At 72.6% G+C, this 18,574-nt stretch carries 19 protein-coding genes; 5 read left to right on the top strand and 14 right to left on the bottom strand.

Annotated features, from left to right (window positions below):
• Positions 1-17: 17 nt before the first annotated feature.
• Entirely contained in the window at positions 18-1,388 is a 1,371-nt protein-coding gene (locus ACIQG9_RS22075) for an L-serine ammonia-lyase (RefSeq protein ID WP_400405361.1), read from the bottom strand.
• 518 nt (positions 1,389-1,906) lie between these two features.
• On the opposite strand from ACIQG9_RS22075, the gene ACIQG9_RS22080 reads away from it, so the two are divergent.
• Positions 1,907-2,113, top strand: coding sequence for a PspC domain-containing protein (locus ACIQG9_RS22080; protein WP_400405364.1), 207 nt, complete (start codon positions 1,907-1,909; stop codon positions 2,111-2,113).
• Positions 2,114-2,249: 136 nt separating this feature from the next.
• Here ACIQG9_RS22080 and ACIQG9_RS22085 read toward each other — a convergent pair whose 3' ends face one another.
• The 7 genes from ACIQG9_RS22085 to pdxH all read right to left on the bottom strand — a co-directional run bounded on the left by ACIQG9_RS22085 (position 2,250) and on the right by pdxH (position 8,395).
• On the bottom strand, positions 2,250-3,008 hold the full coding sequence (locus tag ACIQG9_RS22085; RefSeq protein ID WP_400405367.1) for a DUF4230 domain-containing protein: 759 nt from the start codon (positions 3,006-3,008) through the stop codon (positions 2,250-2,252).
• Positions 3,009-3,108: 100 nt separating this feature from the next.
• Positions 3,109-4,272, bottom strand: a complete 1,164-nt coding sequence (locus ACIQG9_RS22090; RefSeq protein ID WP_400405370.1) for an acyl-CoA dehydrogenase family protein — start codon at positions 4,270-4,272, stop codon at positions 3,109-3,111.
• A 32-nt stretch (positions 4,273-4,304) separates the two neighbouring features.
• On the bottom strand, positions 4,305-4,610 hold the full coding sequence (locus ACIQG9_RS22095; protein WP_400405372.1) for a type II toxin-antitoxin system VapB family antitoxin: 306 nt from the start codon (positions 4,608-4,610) through the stop codon (positions 4,305-4,307).
• A gap of 179 nt (positions 4,611-4,789) precedes the next feature.
• A complete protein-coding gene (locus tag ACIQG9_RS22100; RefSeq protein ID WP_400405375.1) occupies positions 4,790-5,392 on the bottom strand; it encodes a nitroreductase family protein in 603 nt (200 codons plus the stop codon).
• Positions 5,393-5,394: 2 nt separating this feature from the next.
• On the bottom strand, positions 5,395-6,324 hold the full coding sequence (locus tag ACIQG9_RS22105) for an aldose 1-epimerase family protein (RefSeq protein WP_400405378.1): 930 nt from the start codon (positions 6,322-6,324) through the stop codon (positions 5,395-5,397).
• 140 nt (positions 6,325-6,464) lie between these two features.
• A complete protein-coding gene (locus ACIQG9_RS22110) occupies positions 6,465-7,769 on the bottom strand; it encodes an MFS transporter (protein WP_400405380.1) in 1,305 nt (434 codons plus the stop codon).
• A complete protein-coding gene (gene pdxH / locus ACIQG9_RS22115; protein ID WP_400405637.1) occupies positions 7,766-8,395 on the bottom strand; it encodes a pyridoxamine 5'-phosphate oxidase in 630 nt (209 codons plus the stop codon). The genes ACIQG9_RS22110 and pdxH overlap by 4 nt, the downstream gene beginning before the upstream one ends.
• 266 nt (positions 8,396-8,661) lie before the next feature.
• Between pdxH and ACIQG9_RS22120 the strand changes: the two genes are divergently transcribed.
• From ACIQG9_RS22120 to sepH, 3 genes are all read left to right on the top strand, one after another.
• Positions 8,662-9,768 carry a citrate synthase 2 gene (locus ACIQG9_RS22120; RefSeq protein WP_400405383.1) on the top strand — a complete coding sequence of 369 codons (1,107 nt, stop codon included), beginning with the start codon at positions 8,662-8,664 and terminating at the stop codon, positions 9,766-9,768.
• Positions 9,769-10,153: 385 nt separating this feature from the next.
• Entirely contained in the window at positions 10,154-11,281 is a 1,128-nt protein-coding gene (serC, locus tag ACIQG9_RS22125) for a phosphoserine transaminase (RefSeq protein WP_400405385.1), read from the top strand.
• Between the two features lie 190 nt (positions 11,282-11,471).
• Complete coding sequence (gene sepH / locus ACIQG9_RS22130; protein ID WP_400405387.1) at positions 11,472-12,551, top strand: septation protein SepH; 1,080 nt, start codon at positions 11,472-11,474, stop codon at positions 12,549-12,551.
• A gap of 112 nt (positions 12,552-12,663) precedes the next feature.
• Here the strand turns inward: sepH and thpR are convergent, their stop codons facing one another.
• From thpR to ACIQG9_RS22155, 5 genes are all read right to left on the bottom strand, one after another.
• A complete protein-coding gene (gene thpR / locus ACIQG9_RS22135) occupies positions 12,664-13,236 on the bottom strand; it encodes an RNA 2',3'-cyclic phosphodiesterase (protein ID WP_400405390.1) in 573 nt (190 codons plus the stop codon).
• A gap of 56 nt (positions 13,237-13,292) precedes the next feature.
• Positions 13,293-13,808: a hypothetical protein gene (locus ACIQG9_RS22140; RefSeq protein ID WP_400405393.1), complete on the bottom strand. Its 516-nt coding sequence runs from the start codon at positions 13,806-13,808 to the stop codon at positions 13,293-13,295.
• 123 nt (positions 13,809-13,931) lie between these two features.
• Positions 13,932-15,218 (bottom strand): MFS transporter, encoded by a 1,287-nt coding sequence (locus ACIQG9_RS22145; protein WP_400405396.1) that lies wholly within the window; start codon positions 15,216-15,218, stop codon positions 13,932-13,934.
• A gap of 67 nt (positions 15,219-15,285) precedes the next feature.
• Positions 15,286-15,735: a MarR family winged helix-turn-helix transcriptional regulator gene (locus tag ACIQG9_RS22150; protein ID WP_400405399.1), complete on the bottom strand. Its 450-nt coding sequence runs from the start codon at positions 15,733-15,735 to the stop codon at positions 15,286-15,288.
• A gap of 111 nt (positions 15,736-15,846) precedes the next feature.
• Entirely contained in the window at positions 15,847-17,325 is a 1,479-nt protein-coding gene (locus ACIQG9_RS22155) for an NCS2 family permease (protein ID WP_400405402.1), read from the bottom strand.
• An 87-nt stretch (positions 17,326-17,412) separates the two neighbouring features.
• Between ACIQG9_RS22155 and ACIQG9_RS22160 the strand changes: the two genes are divergently transcribed.
• A complete protein-coding gene (locus tag ACIQG9_RS22160) occupies positions 17,413-17,670 on the top strand; it encodes a DUF2530 domain-containing protein (protein WP_400405405.1) in 258 nt (85 codons plus the stop codon).
• Positions 17,671-17,679: 9 nt separating this feature from the next.
• Here ACIQG9_RS22160 and ACIQG9_RS22165 read toward each other — a convergent pair whose 3' ends face one another.
• A complete protein-coding gene (locus ACIQG9_RS22165) occupies positions 17,680-18,519 on the bottom strand; it encodes a DUF3027 domain-containing protein (protein WP_400405408.1) in 840 nt (279 codons plus the stop codon).
• Positions 18,520-18,574: the final 55 nt, after the last annotated feature.

Raw genomic sequence — 18,574 nt, forward strand, 5'->3', positions numbered from 1 at the left:
CGGTGAACGAACGCCCCTCAGCACTCGATCACGTTGACGGCCAGGCCGCCGCGTGCCGTCTCCTTGTACTTGACCTTCATGTCCGCGCCCGTCTCCCGCATGGTCTTGATGACCTTGTCCAACGAGACGTGATGCACCCCGTCACCACGCAACGCCAACCGGGCCGCCGTGATCGCCTTGATGCTAGCCACCGCGTTCCGCTCGATACACGGGATCTGCACCAGCCCCCCGACCGGGTCACACGTCAACCCGAGATTGTGCTCCATACCGATCTCCGCCGCGTTCTCCACCTGCTCAGGCGTCCCGCCCAACACCTCCGCCAACCCCGCAGCCGCCATCGAACACGCCGAGCCCACCTCCCCCTGACAACCCACCTCGGCACCCGAGATCGACGCGTTCTCCTTGAACAACACCCCGATCGCCCCCGCCGCCAACAGAAACCGCACCACACCCTCATCCGAGGCACCCGGCACGAACCGCGTGTAATAGTGCAACACCGCCGGAATGATCCCCGCCGCACCATTCGTCGGCGCCGTCACCACCCGCCCACCGGCCGCGTTCTCCTCATTCACCGCCAACGCGAACAGCGTCACCCAGTCCATCGCCCGCAACGGATCAGCAGAACCCGCCTCCGCCGTCAGACTCCGACGCAACTCGGCGGCACGACGACGCACCCTCAACCCACCCGGCAACACACCATCCCGCTCGCCGCCCCGCGCCACGCACTCCCGCATCACCCGCCAGATATCCAACAACCCCGACCGCACATCCCCCTCACCCCGCCACGACAACTCGTTGGCCAACATCACCCCACTGATCGACAAACCGGTGGCAGCAGTCACACCGAGCAACTCGGCACCCGTACCGAACGGATACCGGACCCGGGTACCGTCCGCCTTGATCCGGTCCGCCCCCGCCGCCTCCTCGTCCACCACGAACCCACCACCCACCGAGTAGTACGTCCGCGCCCGCACCACCACCCCCGCCACATCCCACGCCACGAACGTCATCCCGTTCGGATGGAATGGCAACGACCGACGACGATGCAGCACCAGATCCCGACCTAAATCGAAATCCACCTCCCGCACCCCGAAAAGCGACAACCGTCCGGCGGCCCGAATCGCCGCCACCCGAGCGCCCACACCATCGGTGTCCACCACCTCCGGCGACTCACCCTCCAACCCCAGCAACACCGCCCGATCACTACCGTGACCATGGCCCGTCGCCCCCAACGAACCAAACAACTCCACCCGTACCCGCACCACATCAGCCAACAACCCATCCGCCTTCAGCCCCGCCACGAACATCCGCGCCGCCCGCATCGGACCCACCGTGTGCGAACTCGACGGCCCGATACCGACGCTGAATAGGTCAAAAACACTGATCATGGCTGCACTTCCTCGCCGTCAGCCCGATGATGCGGGGTCCGGCCCGGTTCGTGGCCGCCCGGGTTCCGGGCGACCTGCTGATGCCGCCCGGGGTGTGGGCGGATGTCGACCGGCGAGCCTACCCGCCCAGCTCACGCCCCTTGTATCGTCCTGTGCCCTGTGCCCCGCGTCAAGATCGTGCTACTTCCAAGAAGTGGTGGCATCCGACACGCCGCGAGGCCACTACTTCCACGATCGAGCGCGATCTTGGTAGCGCCAGGATCACCCGCGACCGTGCGAACGGCGACATCACCACCAGTCCCGGGCGTACGGGCGCGGCGGCACGGCTGCACGGCACGACCCCACGGCACGGCACGGTACGGCGCGGAGTCACCCTGGGGCGTCGGCTGAGGCCGAGGCGGGTAACCACCTACGGGTACGGGGTCACCGGATCACTCTCGGGACGGAGGGCACGGTGGTCGCTCCTTCCTACCGTGGAACGCAGCGCGGCGGATCGCCGCAGAGTGGGAGTACAGACGATGAGTCGCAAACTGGTCCGACCCCGCGAGGGGCGCATGCTCGCCGGTGTCTGCGCCGGCCTGGCCCGCCGGTTCAACACCTCGGCCAACCTGATCCGGCTGCTGTTCCTGCTGTCGCTGCTGCTGCCCGGCACGCAGGTGATCGTCTACCTGGTGCTGTGGATCCTGATGCCGAACGAGGACCGGTACGCGGCGACCAACCACTGACCGCGCCGGCCGACCGCGCGTGAGCGGGCAGCGCCGGTGGGCGTCACCGCCACCGGCAGTGGCGCCGCCATCCAGTAGCGCCGCCAGTTGCCGATACCCCCGGTCTCCGAGACCGGGGGTATCGGCAACTGAATCGTCAGGGGGCCGTGTAGGTGATGGTCACCTTCTCGTAGCCGAGTGAGTGGAGCAGCCCCTCCAGCATCTTGCGGGTGTTCTCCTCGGCGCGCTGGGTCAGCCCGCTGTCCCGGGCCGCTGCGGTGATCCGTTCCTCGGCCATCCGGTAGACCTGCTGCTGCCGGTTGGGATCGCCCTTGACTAGCTCGCCGATCCGGTTGAACAGGCCACGTTCCTCGGCGAAGACGTAGCTCTTGTCCATGTCGAGGTTCGTCTGGCCGAGCTGCGGCGCGGGCAGCTTGATCTCGACGGACTTGCCGTCGGCGGACGGCACTACCGCCCCCTCGGAGATCTTGCCGAAGTCGACGTACGCCTCGACGCTGCCCGCCCCGACGAAGAGGGTCCGCTGGTTGAGCAGGAACTCCGGCACGTTGTTGCGGTCGTTCTGCAGGTCGACCACGACCTGGAAGTTGCCCTCGGCCGCGACGTAGCGGCTGAGGTCCTGGATCGACTTGAGCAGTGGTGGCTGGCTGCGGTCGGTCTGCTCCTTGGCGAACGGGTTGCGGAAGTCGGGGAAGATGCCGGTCACCTGGGTGCCGAGCAGCACCACCACGACCAGCGCCGCCGCGCCGAGCAGCCAGAGCAGCCCCCGCACCGGGCCGCCGGAGGGCGCCGGTCGGCCAGCCGGCGGCTCGGTGGGGTCGCCCGACCGGCTGGGCAGTGTGTCGGCGGTCGGGTAGCCGGGGAACTCGCTCTTGGGGGTCTCACCGTCGCGGGCCATCGCCCTCACCGTCCTCGTCAGACACGTCCATCTGTCGATGACGTTACGGCCCCCGTGCGACGCTCGCGCGGCGAGCGCCCCGAACGGGTGACGGGTCGGCTCAGGCGAAGGCGGACAGGCCGGTCAGCCGCTGCCCGATGACGAGCTGGTGGATCTCGGAGGTGCCCTCGTAGGTGAGCACGCTCTCCAGGTTGTTGGCGTGCCGCATCACCGGGTACTCGCCGGAGACGCCGTTGGCGCCGAGGATCGTCCGGCACTGCCGGGCGATCGCCAGCGCCTCCCGGACGTTGTTCAGTTTGCCCACGCTGACCTGCTCCGGCCGGAGCTTTCCGGCGTCCGCGAGCCGCCCCAGGTGCAGGGCGAGCAGCAGGCCCTTGTTCCACTCGACGGCCATGTCGGCGAGCTTGGCCTGGGTGAGCTGGAAGCCGGCCAGCGGCCGGCCGAACTGGGTCCGGGTGGTGGCGTAGGACAGGGCGGTCTCCAGGCAGTCGCGGGCCGCGCCGAGCGCGCCCCAGACGATGCCGTGCCGGGCCTCGGTCAGGCAGCTCAGCGGTGCCTTCAACCCGATCGCCGCCGGCAGCCGGGCGTCCGCCGGCAGCCGGACGCCGTCGAGCGCGATCTCGCCGGTGAGGGACGCCCGGAGCGACATCTTCCGGCCGATCTCCCGGGTGCCCACCCCGGGGGTGTCCGTCGGCACGAGGAAACCCCGCACCCCCTCGTCGGTACGCGCCCAGACCACCGCCACGTCCGCGATCGGCGCGTTGGTGATCCACATCTTGGCGCCGTCGAGGATCCAGTCGTCGCCGTCCCGGCGGGCCCGGGTGGCCATCGAGGCCGGGTCGGAGCCGTGGTCCGGCTCGGTCAGCCCGAAGCAGCCGATCGCCTCGCCGGCCGCCATCGCCGGCAGCCAGCGCTGCTTCTGCTCCTCACTGCCGTACCGCCAGACGGCGTACATGGCCAGCGAGCCCTGCACCGACACCAGCGATCGGACGCCCGAGTCACCGGCCTCCAGCTCCAGGCAGGCCAGCCCGTACCCGACGGCCGAGGCGCCGGCGCAGCCGTACCCGGTCAGGTGCATGCCGAGCAGGCCGAGCTTGCCGAACTCCCGGGCCAGTTCGCGGGCCGGGGCCCGGCCGTCCTCGTACCAGCCGGCGACGTGCGGGCGGACCCGGTCGTCGACGAGCCGGCGGACGACGGCCCGGATCTGCCGCTCCTCCTCGCTCAGCGACGCGTCGACGTCCAGCAGGTCCAGCGCAGTGCCCATGACCGCCACCTTAACGACTCTTCAGGCCACCGTCACTCGGGCTGGCCACTGAGCATCAGCACCCGGGCGTGGATCTGGTTGCGCTGCTGCAACGCCGCGCGCAGTGCCCGGTGCAGGCCGTCCTCCAGGTAGAGACCGCCGTTCCACTGCACCACGTGCGGGAACAGGTCGCCGTAGAAGGTGGAGTCCTCCGCGAGGAGCTTGTCCAGCGCCAGTTCCCGCTTGGTGGTGATGAGCTGGTCCAGCCGCAGCGGGCGCGGCGGAATCTCCGCCCACTGCTTGAGCGTGAGGTTGTGCTCCGGGTAGGGACGCCCGTCCCGGACCGCTCTGAAGATCACGGCACGCTCCCCTCCCCGTGGCCGGGCCGACCCACGGCGTCGAGCCGGGTCACGCCGAGTCGCCGCGTCGCGCGGCACTGATGACCATGCCAGCCTATCCGCCCCCACCACACCGCGTTTTGCTCCCCCATGTCGGTTTCGAGACCGTCGTTACCCACCCCGGACGGTACGAACCTGCCTCAACTCCACCGGCCGCGCCGGACCACCTCGCCCACCGGCCGACGCCCCCGACCCAGCGACGGTGACCGATGGTCGGCCGCCCGGTAACCGACCGTCACCGCGCCGATGGGTTGGTACTCCTCCGGCACCCCGAACGCCTCCCGGTACGCCGCCAGCCGCTGCGGCGGGATGCCGAAGAAGCACGCCCCCAGCCCCTCGTCCACGGCGGTGAGCAGCATCAGCAGCGCGGCGAAGCCGGTGTCGACGTACCAGTACGGCACCGGCCAGCGCTCGGCCGACCGGTCCGCCCAGCCCTTGTCCGGCTCGGCGTACCGCTCCAGGTAGACCGACCGGTTGGCGTGCGGCACCACGATCAGCGGCGCCCGGCGCATCCCGGCCAGCCACCGCTCCCGGCCGCCGCCACCAGGGGTGGCCGCCGCCCAGAACCGCTCCCGGTCGGCCGGCTCCTCCAGCACCAGGAACCCCCAGCCCTGGGCGAACCCGGCCGACGGCGCGCGGACGGCGTGGTCGAGCAGCCGGTCCACCACCTCCGGCGGGACCGGCCGGTCCGGGTCGTAGTTGCGTACCATCCGGCGACGCCGGACGACCTCGCCGAACTCCATGCTCAGACCCCGGGCCGGACGCCCCAGGCGCCCCGCCAGGTCTCCCCCGGGCCCAGCTTGACCACGTCCCGTCCGGACCGGAACGCGTCCGGCGGGCAGGTCATCGGCTCCACCGCCACCGAGCGGCGGTGCCGCTCGCCGGTGAGCGAGTCCCCGGTGAAGACCTGCCACCAGCCGAACTCCCGGTCGGCCCAGAGGCGCACCGCGTCCGTACCGTCGGGGGCGCCGAGGGTGACCGCCGAGCCGCCGTCGTCGTCCCGGAGCACGTCGCCGAAGCAGACGTCGAGCCGCGCCGCGCCGATCGGTCGGGAACTGGTCCAGTCGAACTCGGTGCCGGCCACCGGGGTGGCCCCGATCGGCAGCAGCCGGGCGTCGAGCTGGAGCCGGGTCCGGGCCGGCACCCGCAGTACGGCGTCGTCCACCGCCACCCCGGGCAGCCGCAGGTACGGGTGGACGGAGAAACCGAACGGCGCGTCCTCGGCCCCGGTGTTGGTCACCTCGTGCGCGGCACGTAGCCCGCCCGCCCCCACACTCCACCGGGTACGCAGCCGCAGCGGCCACGGGTAGCCGGGGGTGGGCGGCAGGTCGTAGCCGACCGTGACCGCGTCGGCGGACTCCTCGACCAGCCGCCAGGGAACCCAGTTGACCAGGCCGTGAATGGCCACCCCCCGGGCCGGCTCGGTCAGGTCGAGCTGCAACGACCGGCCGGCGAACTGGTATTCGCCGTCCCGGATCCGGTTCGGCCAGGGGGCCAGCACGTGCCCGGCGCTGCCGGGGCAGATCTCGTCCTCGGCGTACCCGTCGAGGTAGTCCACCCCGTCCCGCCGGTACGTCCGCACCCCACCGCCCACCTCGACGATGACGGCCTCGTGGCCGTCGGCGGCGATGGTCCACTGTGTCCCGGACGGCGGGCGCTGCGCGGCGTTGTCCATGCGGCGACCTTAGTCGGTGCTCCGCGCCTCGCGCCGGACCCGCCGGACACCGCCCGCGCGCCGGCACCGGCGGCCCTCCGGTCACCCCGGTCGGCCGCACCCGGCGGCCGGTCGGCACCGTCGAGCCGCCGCACTGCTGGTCAGGCCCGGTCGCCCTCCGCCGGGGCCGACCCGGTCGTCGCCCGGTAGCGCAGCAGGGCCGGGAAGGCCACCACCAGCAGCACCGCCAGCGCGGCGGAGAGCAGGCCGCCGCCGACCCAGGCGACACCCGTGCCGAACCCGGCGGCCACCGCGCCGGCCCGCAGGTCGCCCAGGCGCGGACCGCCCGCCACCACCACGGTGTTCACCCCCTGGAGCCGACCGCGCATCCGGTCCGGCGCGTAGATCAGCAGCATCGACTGCCGCAGCACCGCGCTGACCAGGTCGGCCGCGCCGGCCAGCCCGAGCAGCAGCACCACCAGCCAGAGCTGGCGGGCCAGCCCGGCCAGCGCGATGGCCACGCCCCAACCGACCACGGCCAGCACCAACGCCAGCCCCTGCCGGCGCAGCCGGCCGATCCAGCCGGAGGTCAGCCCGCCGAGCATCGCGCCGATGGCGATGGCGCTGTACAGCCAGCCCACCGCCGCCCCGCCACCGAACCGCTCCTGGGCCACCTCGGGGAAGAGCGCCCGGGGCATGGCCAGGATCATCGCGATCAGGTCGATGGCGAACGACAGCAGCAGCACCGGCGTGGTGGCGAGGTAGCGGAAGCCGTCGAGGATACCGGCGAGGCCGCCCCGGCGGACCTCTCCCTCGGCGGGCGGCTGGGGCGGCATCGCGGGCAGCCGCAGCGTCGCGACCACCAGACTGGTGAACAGCAGCGCGTCGACCGCGTACGCGACCGGCAGTCCGGTGCCGGTGCCGAAGGCGGCGAAGATCAGGCCGGCGGCCAACGGGCCGACGACCGAGGCGGCGGTGAAGGTGGTGTAGTTCAGCGTGCTGCCCGCCGGGACCAGCTCCGGCGGGAGCAGCCGGGGCAGGATCGCCGACCGGGCCGGCGAGCTGATCGCGAACGCGATCGAGTGCACGGTCACCAACGCCAGCAGCAGGATCGGACTGCCGATCCCGGACAGCGCGTGCCCGAGCAGGCCGAGCATCGACGCCCAGAGCAGCGCCGAGCCGACCAGCAGGACCCGACGCCGGTCCCGGGCGTCGGCCACCGCCCCGCCCCAGAGCCCGAAGAGCAGCAGGGGCACGAAGCCGGCAACGCCGAGCAGCCCGACCCAGAACGAGTCCCGGGTGAGCGCGTACATCTCCACCGGCACCGCGACGGCGGTGAACTGGAACCCGAACATCGCCACCGTGTTGCCGAGCCACATCCGGCGGAACGCGGGCACCCGCAGCGGACGCAGGTCGATCGCCCAGCGCCGCGCCCCGCGCGGTCGGGCCTGCTGGACGTCGGTCACGGTGCCAGCCGCTCGGTGACCCAGTCGCCACCGTCGACCCGGCGGAACCGCAGCCGGTCGTGCAGCCGGCTGGCCCGGCCCTGCCAGAACTCCACCGACTCGGGCCGGACCAGGAACCCACCCCAGTGCGGCGGGGCCGGGATCGGCGTCGGGTCCGGGAAGCGCCCGGCCACCGCCCGGTACGCCTCGTCCAGCGCGCCCCGGTCCGGGACGACCCGGGACTGGGTGCTGGCCCAGGCGCCGAGCTGCGAGCCGCGCGGCCGGCTGGCGAAGTACGCCTCGGTCTCGGCCCGGTCGACGTGCCCGGCCCGGCCGGTGACCACCACCTGCCGGTGCATCGGGAACCAGGGGAAGACCAGGCTGACCCACGGGTTGGCGGCCAGCTCGACGCCCTTGCGCGACCCGTGGTTGGTGTAGAAGACGAAGCCCGCCGGGTCGTACCCCTTGAGCAGCACGGTACGGGCGCTGGGCCGGCCGGCGGCGTCGGCGGTTCCGACGATCATCGCGTTCGGCTCGGGCAGTCCGGCCGCGATCGCGTCGGCGAACCAGCGGTCGAACTGGGTGTGCCAGTCGGCCGCCAGGGCCGCCTCGGAAAGGCCCAGGTCGGCGGCGTACTCGTTACGCATGGCCGCCGGAGCCGGTGTGTCGCCCGTCACGTCGCTTCTCTCCCTCGTCAGGTGCCACACGTCCCCCGACGCTGGCCAGCCCCCACCGACCAGTCTCACCGAGGCCGTGGCGGTGTCCACCGGCGGGGATGTCGCGTGCAGCACAGTCGCAGTGGGTCGCGCACTCGGTTACTCAGCAGGCAAGATGTCACGAACACATCCCTGAGGGTCGCCTAAGGTGCCGGGCCGGACTGAGCCCGCGGCCGAGCCAGAAGCCAGGAGACGACATGTCCGACTTCAAACCGGGCCTGGAGGGCGTCGTAGCCTTCGAGACCGAGATCGCCGAACCGGACCGCGAGGGTGGCGCGCTGCGCTACCGGGGCGTGGACATCGAGGATCTGATCGGCCAGGTCTCCTTCGGCAACGTCTGGGCGCTGCTGGTGGACGGGCGCTTCGGCCCGGGCCTGCCGCCGGCCGAGCCGTTCCCGGTGCCGGTGCACTCCGGCGACATCCGCGTCGACGTGCAGTCCGCGGTCGCCATGCTGGCCCCGTACTGGGGGCTGAGCCAACTGCTGGACATCTCCGACGAGCAGGCCCGCGCCGACCTGGCCCGGGTCTCGGTCACCGCGCTGTCCTTCGTCGCCCAGTCCGCCCGGGGCCTGGGCCTGCCGGCCGTGCCGCAGAAGGAGATCGACAAGGCGGAGACGATCGTCGAGCGCTTCATGAAGCGCTGGCGGGGTGAGCCCGACCCCCGGCACGTCAAGGCCGTCGACGCGTACTTCATCTCGGCCGCCGAGCACGGCCTGAACGCCTCCACCTTCACCGCCCGGATCGTCGCCTCCACCGGCGCCGACGCGGCGGCCTGCATCTCCTCGGGCATCGGCGCGCTCTCCGGGCCGCTGCACGGCGGCGCCCCGTCCCGGGTGCTCACCATGCTGGAGGCGGTCGAGCGCAGCGGCGACGCCGAGGGCTACGTCAAGGGCGTCCTCGACCGGGGTGAGCGGCTGATGGGCTTCGGCCACCGCGTCTACCGGGCCGAGGACCCGCGCGCCCGGGTGCTCCGCCGCACCGCCCGTGAGTTGGGCGCGCCGCGCTTCGAGGTGGCCGAGGCACTGGAGAAGGCCGCCCTGGCCGAACTCCAGGCCCGCCGCCCGGACCGGGTCCTCGCCACCAACGTCGAGTTCTGGTCGGCCGTGGTGCTGGACTTCGCCGAGGTGCCGGCGCACATGTTCACCTCGATGTTCACCTGTGCCCGGATGGGCGGCTGGAGCGCGCACATCCTGGAGCAGAAGAAGCTCCAGCGGCTGGTCCGGCCGTCCGCCCGCTACGTCGGGCCGGGCACCCGCAAGCCGCGGCAGGTCGAGGGGTGGGACGCCATCCCGCACGGCGTCTGATCCGCGTACCCGAGGAAGGGCCCCGTCCGACGGACGGGGCCCTTCCCGTCTGTCCCACCACCCGAACCGGACGCCGGGCCGGTCCGGGAACGGGCCGGATCGAGCGCGGCCGGTCCCGGCGGCGGGGACCGGCCGGCCCGGCCCGGGAGGGTCCGTCCCCCGGTGCGGGATCCCGCCGCCGGCCGGGTCGTGTGGCGCACACCTCAGCCTCCGGCGGTGGGATCAGCAGCCGGACCGGCCCGGCCGGGTGCGAGGATGGGGGCTCGGCAGTGCCGCCGGACCGGGCTCGGATCCCGGCTCCCCCGCGCCCGCGCGCGAGTTCGCCGTCGGTCCGCGCCCGTTGAGACGGGCCCGCCCTCGCCCATGCGGAAGGATCGAGAAAACCGTGGCTGACGCACCGACCATCCGGATTCCCGACGACATCAAGCCCGCCGACGGGCGGTTCGGCTGCGGGCCGTCCAAGGTCCGTCCGGCGGCGGTCTCCGCACTCGCCGACGTCGCGACGAGCTACCTGGGCACCTCGCACCGGCAGAAGACGGTCCGCGACGAGGTCGCCCGGCTGCGCCGGGGCATCGCCGAGTTCTTCGCCCTCCCCGAGGGCCACGAGGTGATCATCGGCAACGGTGGCACCACCGCCTTCTGGGAGGTGGCCACCTTCGGCCTGGTCCGGGACCGGGCCCAGTTCGCCAGCTTCGGCGAGTTCGGCGCGAAGTTCGCCAAGTCCGTCAAGGACGCGCCGTTCCTCGGTGAGCCGACGGTGCGCAAGGCCGAGCCGGGCAGCGCCCCGACCCTGACGGCCGAGGCCGGGGTGGACGTCTACGCCACCCCGCACAACGAGACCTCGACCGGTGTCGCCGTGCCGATCAGCCGGGTGGCCGGCGCCGACCCGGGCTCGCTGCTGCTGGTCGACGCCACCTCCGGCGCGGGCGGCCTGGACGTCAACGTCGGCGAGACCGACGTCTACTACTTCGCCCCGCAGAAGTGCTTCGGCTCCGACGGCGGCCTCTGGCTGGCCCTGATGTCGCCGGCCGCGCTGGAGCGGGCCACCGAGATCAAGTCGTCCGGCCGCTACATCCCGGCCTTCCTCGACCTGGTCACCGCGATCGACAACTCGCGGCTGGAGCAGACGTACAACACCCCGGCGCTGGCGACCATCTTCCTGGCCGCCGAGCAGACCGACTGGATGAACTCGCAGGGCGGCCTGAGCTGGGCGGCCAAGCGCACCGCCGAGAGCGCCGGGATCGTGTACGGCTGGGCCGAGCGGGCCGGGTTCGCCACCCCGTTCGTCACCGACCCGGCACTGCGCTCCAACGTGGTCGCCACCATCGACTTCGCCGACGGGGTGGACGCCTCGGCGATCGCCAAGGTGCTGCGCGCGAACGGGATCGTCGACACCGAGCCGTACCGGAAGCTCGGTCGCAACCAGCTACGGGTCGCGCTCTTCCCGGCGGTGGAGCCGGCCGACGTGGAGGCGCTGACCGCCGCCATCGACTACGTGGTCGAGCGACTCTAGTCACGGGTGTCACGGTGGGTGGCCGCAGCGGCCTCCGCAGGCCACCCACCGTGATCATCGCCGCAGCTCAGTCGTGACATGCGGGTGTCGCATCCCCCACCTGTGGGCAGATGAGCGTACGGTGGTGCGAGGACGCCCGGGTGGCCGGCTCGTGGCGTGACGGCCAGCGAAGCGGGACGGAGGCTACGCCATGCGCCCAGTACGCTTCGTCGCCCTCTCCGAGGACGGCCAGGCGCTGGTGCTCGCCGACGAGGTCGGGCGCCTGCTCGCCCTCCCCATCGACGAACGCATCGCCACCGTGCTGCACGCGGAGCCCGGTGCGCCGCCGCTCGCCGTCGTCACCGCCGCCACCGCCGACCCGACCCCGTCACTGTCCCCTCGGGACATCCAGGCCCGGATCCGCTCCGGCGAGTCCGCCGAGGACGTCGCCCGGATCGCCGGGGTGCCCGTCGACCGGGTGCTGCGCTACGCCGGCCCGGTGCTCCAGGAGCGGGCCATGCTCGCCCAGCACGCCCGGCGCACCCGGCTCAAGGGCGCCGAGAAGGCCACCCCGCTGGCCGAGGTGGTCAACGGCCGGCTGGCCCAGCACGGCATCGACACCGAGAAGATCTCCTGGGACGCCTACCGGCGCGACGACGGCACCTGGCGGATCGTCGCCACCTGGCCGTCCGGCAAGGCCACCGCGCAGGCGGTCTGGGACCTCGACAAGCTCCGGCAGAACGTCACCCCGCACGACGACATGGCGCAGTACCTCTGCGCCGAGCGGCCCACCCCGATCCTCGGCCAGGAGCCGGCGCCGGAGCGGGGCGGGCACGCGCTGCCCGGCCCGTCGCGCGGCGAGCCGAGCCGGGGCGGGCACGGCCTGCCGGCCGCCGGCGAGCACGCCCGCCCGGGTCGGGACCCGATCCGGGCCGGCCGGGACGCCCTGCTCGCGTCGCTCGACCGGCCGCTGGGCGGCACCTCCGGGCGGGGGCTCGACCCGCGCACCCCGGCCGCGATGGCCGGCTCCGACGCGCCCCGGCAGCGGGCCGTCGCCGGTGGGGCCGCCGCCCTGCTCGGCGGGGGCCAGGGTTCGGCGTTCGACGACGACTCGGACACGCCGAAGGAGGTCCCGGCCGTACCGTCGCTGGCCGTGCTCCGGCCGCGCCGCACGGGCGCGGCGGCTGCGGGCGGCGAGGCGACCGACGCCACCGGCAAGCCCCGCAAGCGGCTGCCGAGCTGGGACGACGTCCTCTTCGGCACCGGCCCGGCGGCCCGCGAGTCGTCCTGATCAGACGGTCACCCCCGGCTGGGTGGCCGGGCTGATCGACTCCGTGACGGCGATGTGGCGGTGTCCGAAGCGCCGGGACACCGCCACATCGCCGAATCGCCGGCTACCGCCGTCAGAGGGGCCAGGCGGCCAGCCGTTCGTGGTGCGGGCCGGGGATGCTGCGAACCAGCACCAGTTCCGTCGCCGGCCATTCCGGGCCGGTGTGGTCGCCGAGCGCGAGCCGATCGGCCTCCACGTCGGACGGGTCGATCCGGTCCCCAGGACGGGCGACGGTCAGGTGCGGCCGGAACGGCCTACCGTCGTACGGCAGGCCCGCCCGTCGCAGCCCGGAGCGGATCAGCCGGGCCAGCGTCCGCAGCGACTCCACCTCGCCGTGCACGTCCACCCACAGCACGGTGGACCGGCCCGGCCCGAAGCAGCCGCCCCCGCCCAGCCACAGCCGGGGTGGGCCGGCCCACCCGGCGCGGGCGGTCTCGGCGGCCAGCCCCAGGATGCTCTCCACCTCCACCAGCCGGTCGGTCTCGACCTCGCCGAGGAAGGCCAGCGTGACGTGCAGGTTCGCCGGGTCGGCGAGGCGTACGTCGACTCCGGCGGCGGCGGCCGTGCCGACCCGTAGCCGGCCGACCCGGGCGGTCAGAGAGGCGACGGCGGCGGGCGGCGGGTAGACCGCGACGAAGAGTCTCACGCCCGCCGGTCACGGGGGCGGGCGCCGGTGTGGCCGCCGGACAACGACATTTCCGCTCACGCCCGCCGGTCGCGGGGGCGGGGGCCGGCACGGGCGGCCGGCAGCGGGAGCCCCATCTCGACCAGCAGCCCCTCCACCCGGACCCGTTCGATCTCCCGGTCGACACCGGCCAGCTCGCCCAGATGCTCGGCGAGGTCGAGGGCCCGGCACGCGGCGCGGAGCCGATCGTCGTACGCGTCGATCACCGAACCGTGCCAGACCACCGAGCGACCACCGGCGGCGAGCCGGTGCCGGCCCAGCCGGCGCAGGTCGGCGGCGATGAGTTCGAGCGGTTGCCGGTCGGCCCGGTCCAGTTCGGTCAGGTCGACGTCGCGGGTGAGCGCGTCGGCCTCGACGGCGCGGTCCAGCCGGGCGATGGTGCGGCGCTCGCGGCGGCGCTCCCGCCACTCGGCCCAGCCGCAGGCCGCCCGGTCGACGATCTCGTCGAAGCAGAAGCAGAGGGCGATCACCGCCGGCAGGCACGCGACGGCGAGGAACGCCAGTGCCAGGGTCAGTGCGCTACCGGCTCCCACGTATCGACGCTAAGGCCCATCGAAGCGGTGCGCCACCGGTTTGCCGGTATCCGGACGCCACCCCGGTCCGTCCTGTGGGACGACAGGACGGACCGGTGGACGGGCGGGACGCCCCGGGCCGGGTCAGCAGTCCGGGGCGGAGACGACGTAGAACCGGGGCATCGGCAGCACCCGGAAGCGGAGCCGGGCACCGGCCCGGCGGAGCTGCCAGGTGAGCGCGAGCAGGGCGGTGGCCAGCGAGACCAGCCCACCGATCCAGATGCTCGCGCCGGCGCCGTAGGTCTCGGCGACCCAGCCGATGACCGGCGCGCCGACCGGGTTGGTGCCGAGGAACACCAGCACCCACAGCGCCATCACCCGGCCCCGGAACGCGGCGTCGACGCCGAGCTGCACCCGCTGGTTGGCTGCCTGGGCGAAGAAGACCATGAAGAAGCCGGTCGGCAGCAGCAGCGTCACCACCAGCCAGTACGCCGGGGCGAGCCCGACCAGGGTGCCGAAGACCGCGCAGCCGACCGCGGCGCCGAGCACCAGCCAGACCGAGGGTCGGCTGCGCCGCCCGGTGCCGGAGAGCGCCCCGGCCAGCGCGCCGACCGCCAGCGCGGTGCTGAACAGGCCGAAGGAGGCCGCGCCGGTGTGGAAGACGGTCTTGGCGAGCGCGGCGAGGGTGAGCTGGAAGTTGAACAGCGACATCCCGATCACCGACATGACCACCATCGGGAGCAGCAGGTCGGGGCGGCGCGCGACGTAGCGCAGCCCGTCGACGACCTTCGCCGAGTCCCGTTCGCCGATCGGCAGGAGGTCCTTGCGGTGCAGCTCGGCCGGGCGCATCCGGACCACGTTGGCCAGTGGGGCGATGGAGCTGACGGCGGTGAAGAGGAAGACCGGGCCGACGTCGAAGGCGGCGATGGCGAGACCGGCGACGGCCGGGCCGATGATCCGGGCGGAGTTGAACACCGCCGCGTTGAGCGAGAGCGCGTTGGGCAGCAGGGTGGTGCCGACCAGCTCGCTGACGAACGCCTGCCGGACCGGGGTCTCCACCGCGTTGGCGACGCCGAGCAGGGCGGCGAACGCGAAGACGTGCCAGAGCTGGACCAGCCCGGTGAGCACCAGCATGCTCATGCCGAGGGCCAGCACCGTCCAGAAGGCGTTGGCGACGAAGAGCAGCATCCGCTTGTCGTACCGGTCGGCGAGGCGGCCGGAGAGCAGGGTGAGCAGCAGCACCGGGGTGAACTGGAGCGCGGTGACCACGCCGAGCGCGGTGGCGGAGTTGTCGGAGAGCTCAAGGACGAGCCAGTCCTGGGCGATGAACATCATCCAGACGCCGACGAGTTTGATCAGCTGTCCGGTGGCGAAGAGTCGGTAGTTGCGGACTCGTAGGGACTGGAACATCGTGCTCAGCTTCGCCTGCACTCTTGGTGCGCCTCCTCGGGTCGCGTACGCGTCATCGACGGCGGACGGCGCGGACCCGGTGGCGCGGTCAGGCGCGGGCGAGCTGCTGGAGGATCTCGGCGGCCCGCCGCAGCGTGTCGCGTTCGTCCTCCGTGAGCGCGGCCAGTCGGCTGGCCAGCCACTCGTTGCGGGCCCGCTCGAACTGGTCGAGCACGGCCCGTCCCCCCTCGGTCGCCGCCAGGATGACCTGTCGGCCGTCGGTCGGATGGGGGGTGCGCTGCACGAGGCCACGCTCCTCCAACTTCGCGACGATCTTGGTCATCGTCGGTGGCTGCACCCGCTCGACGTCGGCCAGTTCCCGGGGCGTCAGCGCACCCGCCAGCCGCAGGCTGGTGAGCGCGGAGAGCTGGGTGACCGTCAGGTCGCCGACCGGGCGGGCCTGCCGGACCCGCCGGTTGAGTCGGGTGATCGCATCACGCAGCTGGGGGGCCAGCTGCGCCGGTGGCACGCGTTTCGCCGTCACCGTCCGCTCCGTCACAGTAGTTAGCTTAACTAATGAGCCTGGCTAACGACATACGATATGACCACGCTCACGAGGAGTTTCCGCTGCTCCGGGCCGGACATCCGGCCCGGAGCGGGGCGGGTGGGACTACAGCACCGCGGACTCGATCGGCCCGCGCAGGAAGTACAGCACGAAGAGCAGCGCCACCCCGTAGAGCAGCGGGTGGATCTCCCGCGCCCGGCCCTTCGCCAGCTTGAGCACCACGAAGCTGATGATGCCCGCGCCGATTCCGTTCGAGATCGAGTAGGTGAACGGCATCAGGGTGATGGTGAGGAAGGCCGGGATGGCGATCTCGTAGTCGGTCCAGTCGATGGTGCGTACTGCGGTCATCATCAGGAAACCGACCACCACCAGCGCCGTCGAGGCCGCCTCGAACGGGACCACCGTCGACAGCGGAGACAGGAACATCGCCAGCAGGAACAGCGCGCCGGCGACCAGGTTGGCCACCCCGGTCCGGGCACCCTCCGCGACACCGGAGGCGCTCTCGATGTACGACGTGTTGCTGGAGACGCTCGCCGCGCCACCCGCCGCCGCGGCGATCGAGTCGACCAGCAGGATCTCCTTCGCCCGCGGCGGGGTGCCCCGCTCGTCGAGCATGTCGCCCTCCTGGCCGATCGCGACCATCGTGCCCATGGTGTCGAAGAAGTCCGTGATCAACAGGGTGAACACGAACATCAGCGGGATCAGCCAGCCGGCCCGGCTCCACGAGCCGAGCAGGTTGAAGTTGCCCAGCAGCGACAGGTCGGGAACGTCCACGATCCGCTCCGGCAGCTTCGGGACGTTGAGCGACCAGCCCTTCGGGTTGGGCTGGCCGTTCACGAACGACGGCCCGACCTTGGCGACCGCCTCCACGATGATCGCCAGCACGGTCGAGGCCAGGATGCCGATCAGGATCGCCCCGCGTACCCGCCGTACCACCAGCACCAGCGTCACGAGCAGGCCGACCACGAAGACCAGCATCGGCCAACTGACGATCTTGCCGTTGATGCCGAGCCCCACCGGCACGGTGGTGTTCGCCGCGTCCGGCACCCGCCGGACGAAACCGGCGTCGACCAGGCCGATGATGGTCAGGAACAGCCCGATGCCGACGCCGATCGCGGTCTTGAGCTGCGTCGGGACCGAGCGGAACACCGCCGTACGCAGCCCGGTGAGCACGAGGATCGCGATGAGCACACCCTCGATCACCACCAGCCCCATCGCGTCCGCCCAGGTCATCTCGGGGGCGATCTCGAAGGCGACCAGCGCGTTCACGCCGAGACCGGCGGCCAGCGCCATCGGGAAGCGACCGACGACGCCCATCAGGATCGTCATCAGCCCGGCCACCAGCGCCGTCGCGGCGGCCAGTGCGGGAATCGAGAGTTTCCTGCCGTCGCCATCGGCGGCGCCGCCGAGGATGAGCGGGTTCAACACCACGATGTACGCCATCGTGAAGAAGGTCGCCAGGCCACCCCGTACCTCGCGGCTCATCGTCGAGCCACGGGCGGAGATCTCGAAGTACCGGTCGAAACCGGTACGGGGGCGAGCGGGATCGGGCGGAGTGCCGTTGTCCGGCGGCGCAATGGCCATCAGGTCCTCGCAGGTGATCTACCGTTGTCGCGCGCATCGTCCCAGATCAGCGGCCGGCGACGAAAGGCGGTCGCGTACGCTTTGCCCGTGCCACAGGAGCAGCCGCCACGACCCGAGCCCCTCGACCCGCCGATGGTCCCGTTCGCGGTCGCCGGGCTGATCGCCTGGGCGGTGGCCGGTCTGGTCCTGCTGGTCTTCTTCCGCGACTGGCTCACCGACCACGGGCACCAGAACTGGCTCTGGACCTGCCTGGCCGGTTTCCTGTGGGGCTTTCCCGGTCTGGCCGTGATGATGCGACACGACGCCCATCGCCGTCACCGGCGCGAGGCGACCCGCCAGGGCTGAACCGCCCGGTCAGGAGTGCCCGTACGGCTCCGCCGGCTCGGACGCCTCGACCGAACCGGCCGCCCGGCTCACCGACATCGCCTCGACCGCACTGTCGTCGTAGACGGTGGGCAGCTCGTCGACGGCGGTCTCGGCGGCCTCCACCAGGGTCTCCGAGTGCGCGCCGCAGCCGTGGTCGGCGCTGACCACCCGGCCGTCGTCCGGGGCGTAGAAGTTGCCGCAGGCCCCGAACGCCAAACGCAGCGCGCCCGCGAGCGGGAGGTAGAACCCGCAGGTGCCGCAGCGGGCAGCGGCCGGCGCGGCGGCCGAGATCGGCGCGGAGGGGCCGTGGTCGCCGTCGTACCAGCGCTGGGCCGCCTCGGCCCGACCCTCGCGGGAGAGCACCCGGGGCCGGCCGAGGCCCAGCTCCCAGGAGGTCTCCTCGACCGCGGGGTCGTCGGAGAGCAGGTAGCCGGGGGCGAGCCGGTCGTCGTCCGAAGGGGTGGGCAGCAGGTCGCCGGGGCCGAGGTCGCCCGGCTTGAGCCGTTCCTGCCAGGGCAGCCAACCCGGGGCGAGCAGCGCGTCCGAGCCGGGCAGCAGCACCGTCTCGCAGACGGTGACGTGCCGGCTGCGCGGGACCCGGGTGACGGTCACCGCCCAGCGCCAGCCCCGGTAACCGGCGAGCCGGCATTCAAAGTAGTGGGTGACGAGCCGGTCGCCGTCGGCGACGGCCCGCAGGTGGTCGCCGATGTCGGAGGACTCCACCTCGGTGATGGCGTCGCGAGCCACCTCGACGGCGGCGGCGCAGACCTGGTCGAGGCGGGCGGCACGGGCGGAAGCGGGCCTGGTCACCCGCCCATTGTTCCCCATGCGCGTCACGGACCGACAGGCACTCCCCGAGGGAGTCTTCCCACGGTGGTGCGGC

It is taken from the genome of Micromonospora sp. NPDC092111, from assembly GCF_044755745.1.
GTDB lineage: Bacteria > Actinomycetota > Actinomycetes > Mycobacteriales > Micromonosporaceae > Micromonospora.

Bases quoted from the DNA above. Each gene is read 5' to 3' on its own strand.
- ACIQG9_RS22085 (WP_400405367.1), bottom strand. From the start codon at position 3,008: ATGGCCCGCGACGGTGAGACCCCCAAGAGCGAGTTCCCCGGCTACCCG.
- ACIQG9_RS22155 (WP_400405402.1), bottom strand. From the start codon at position 17,325: ATGGCCATTGCGCCGCCGGACAACGGCACTCCGCCCGATCCCGCTCGC.
- ACIQG9_RS22075 (WP_400405361.1), bottom strand. From the start codon at position 1,388: ATGATCAGTGTTTTTGACCTATTCAGCGTCGGTATCGGGCCGTCGAGT.
- ACIQG9_RS22165 (WP_400405408.1), bottom strand. From the start codon at position 18,519: ATGGGGAACAATGGGCGGGTGACCAGGCCCGCTTCCGCCCGTGCCGCC.
- ACIQG9_RS22080 (WP_400405364.1), top strand. From the start codon at position 1,907: ATGAGTCGCAAACTGGTCCGACCCCGCGAGGGGCGCATGCTCGCCGGT.
- ACIQG9_RS22100 (WP_400405375.1), bottom strand. From the start codon at position 5,392: ATGGAGTTCGGCGAGGTCGTCCGGCGTCGCCGGATGGTACGCAACTAC.
- ACIQG9_RS22090 (WP_400405370.1), bottom strand. From the start codon at position 4,272: ATGGGCACTGCGCTGGACCTGCTGGACGTCGACGCGTCGCTGAGCGAG.
- pdxH (WP_400405637.1), bottom strand. From the start codon at position 8,395: ATGCGTAACGAGTACGCCGCCGACCTGGGCCTTTCCGAGGCGGCCCTG.
- ACIQG9_RS22120 (WP_400405383.1), top strand. From the start codon at position 8,662: ATGTCCGACTTCAAACCGGGCCTGGAGGGCGTCGTAGCCTTCGAGACC.
- ACIQG9_RS22105 (WP_400405378.1), bottom strand. From the start codon at position 6,324: ATGGACAACGCCGCGCAGCGCCCGCCGTCCGGGACACAGTGGACCATC.
- sepH (WP_400405387.1), top strand. From the start codon at position 11,472: ATGCGCCCAGTACGCTTCGTCGCCCTCTCCGAGGACGGCCAGGCGCTG.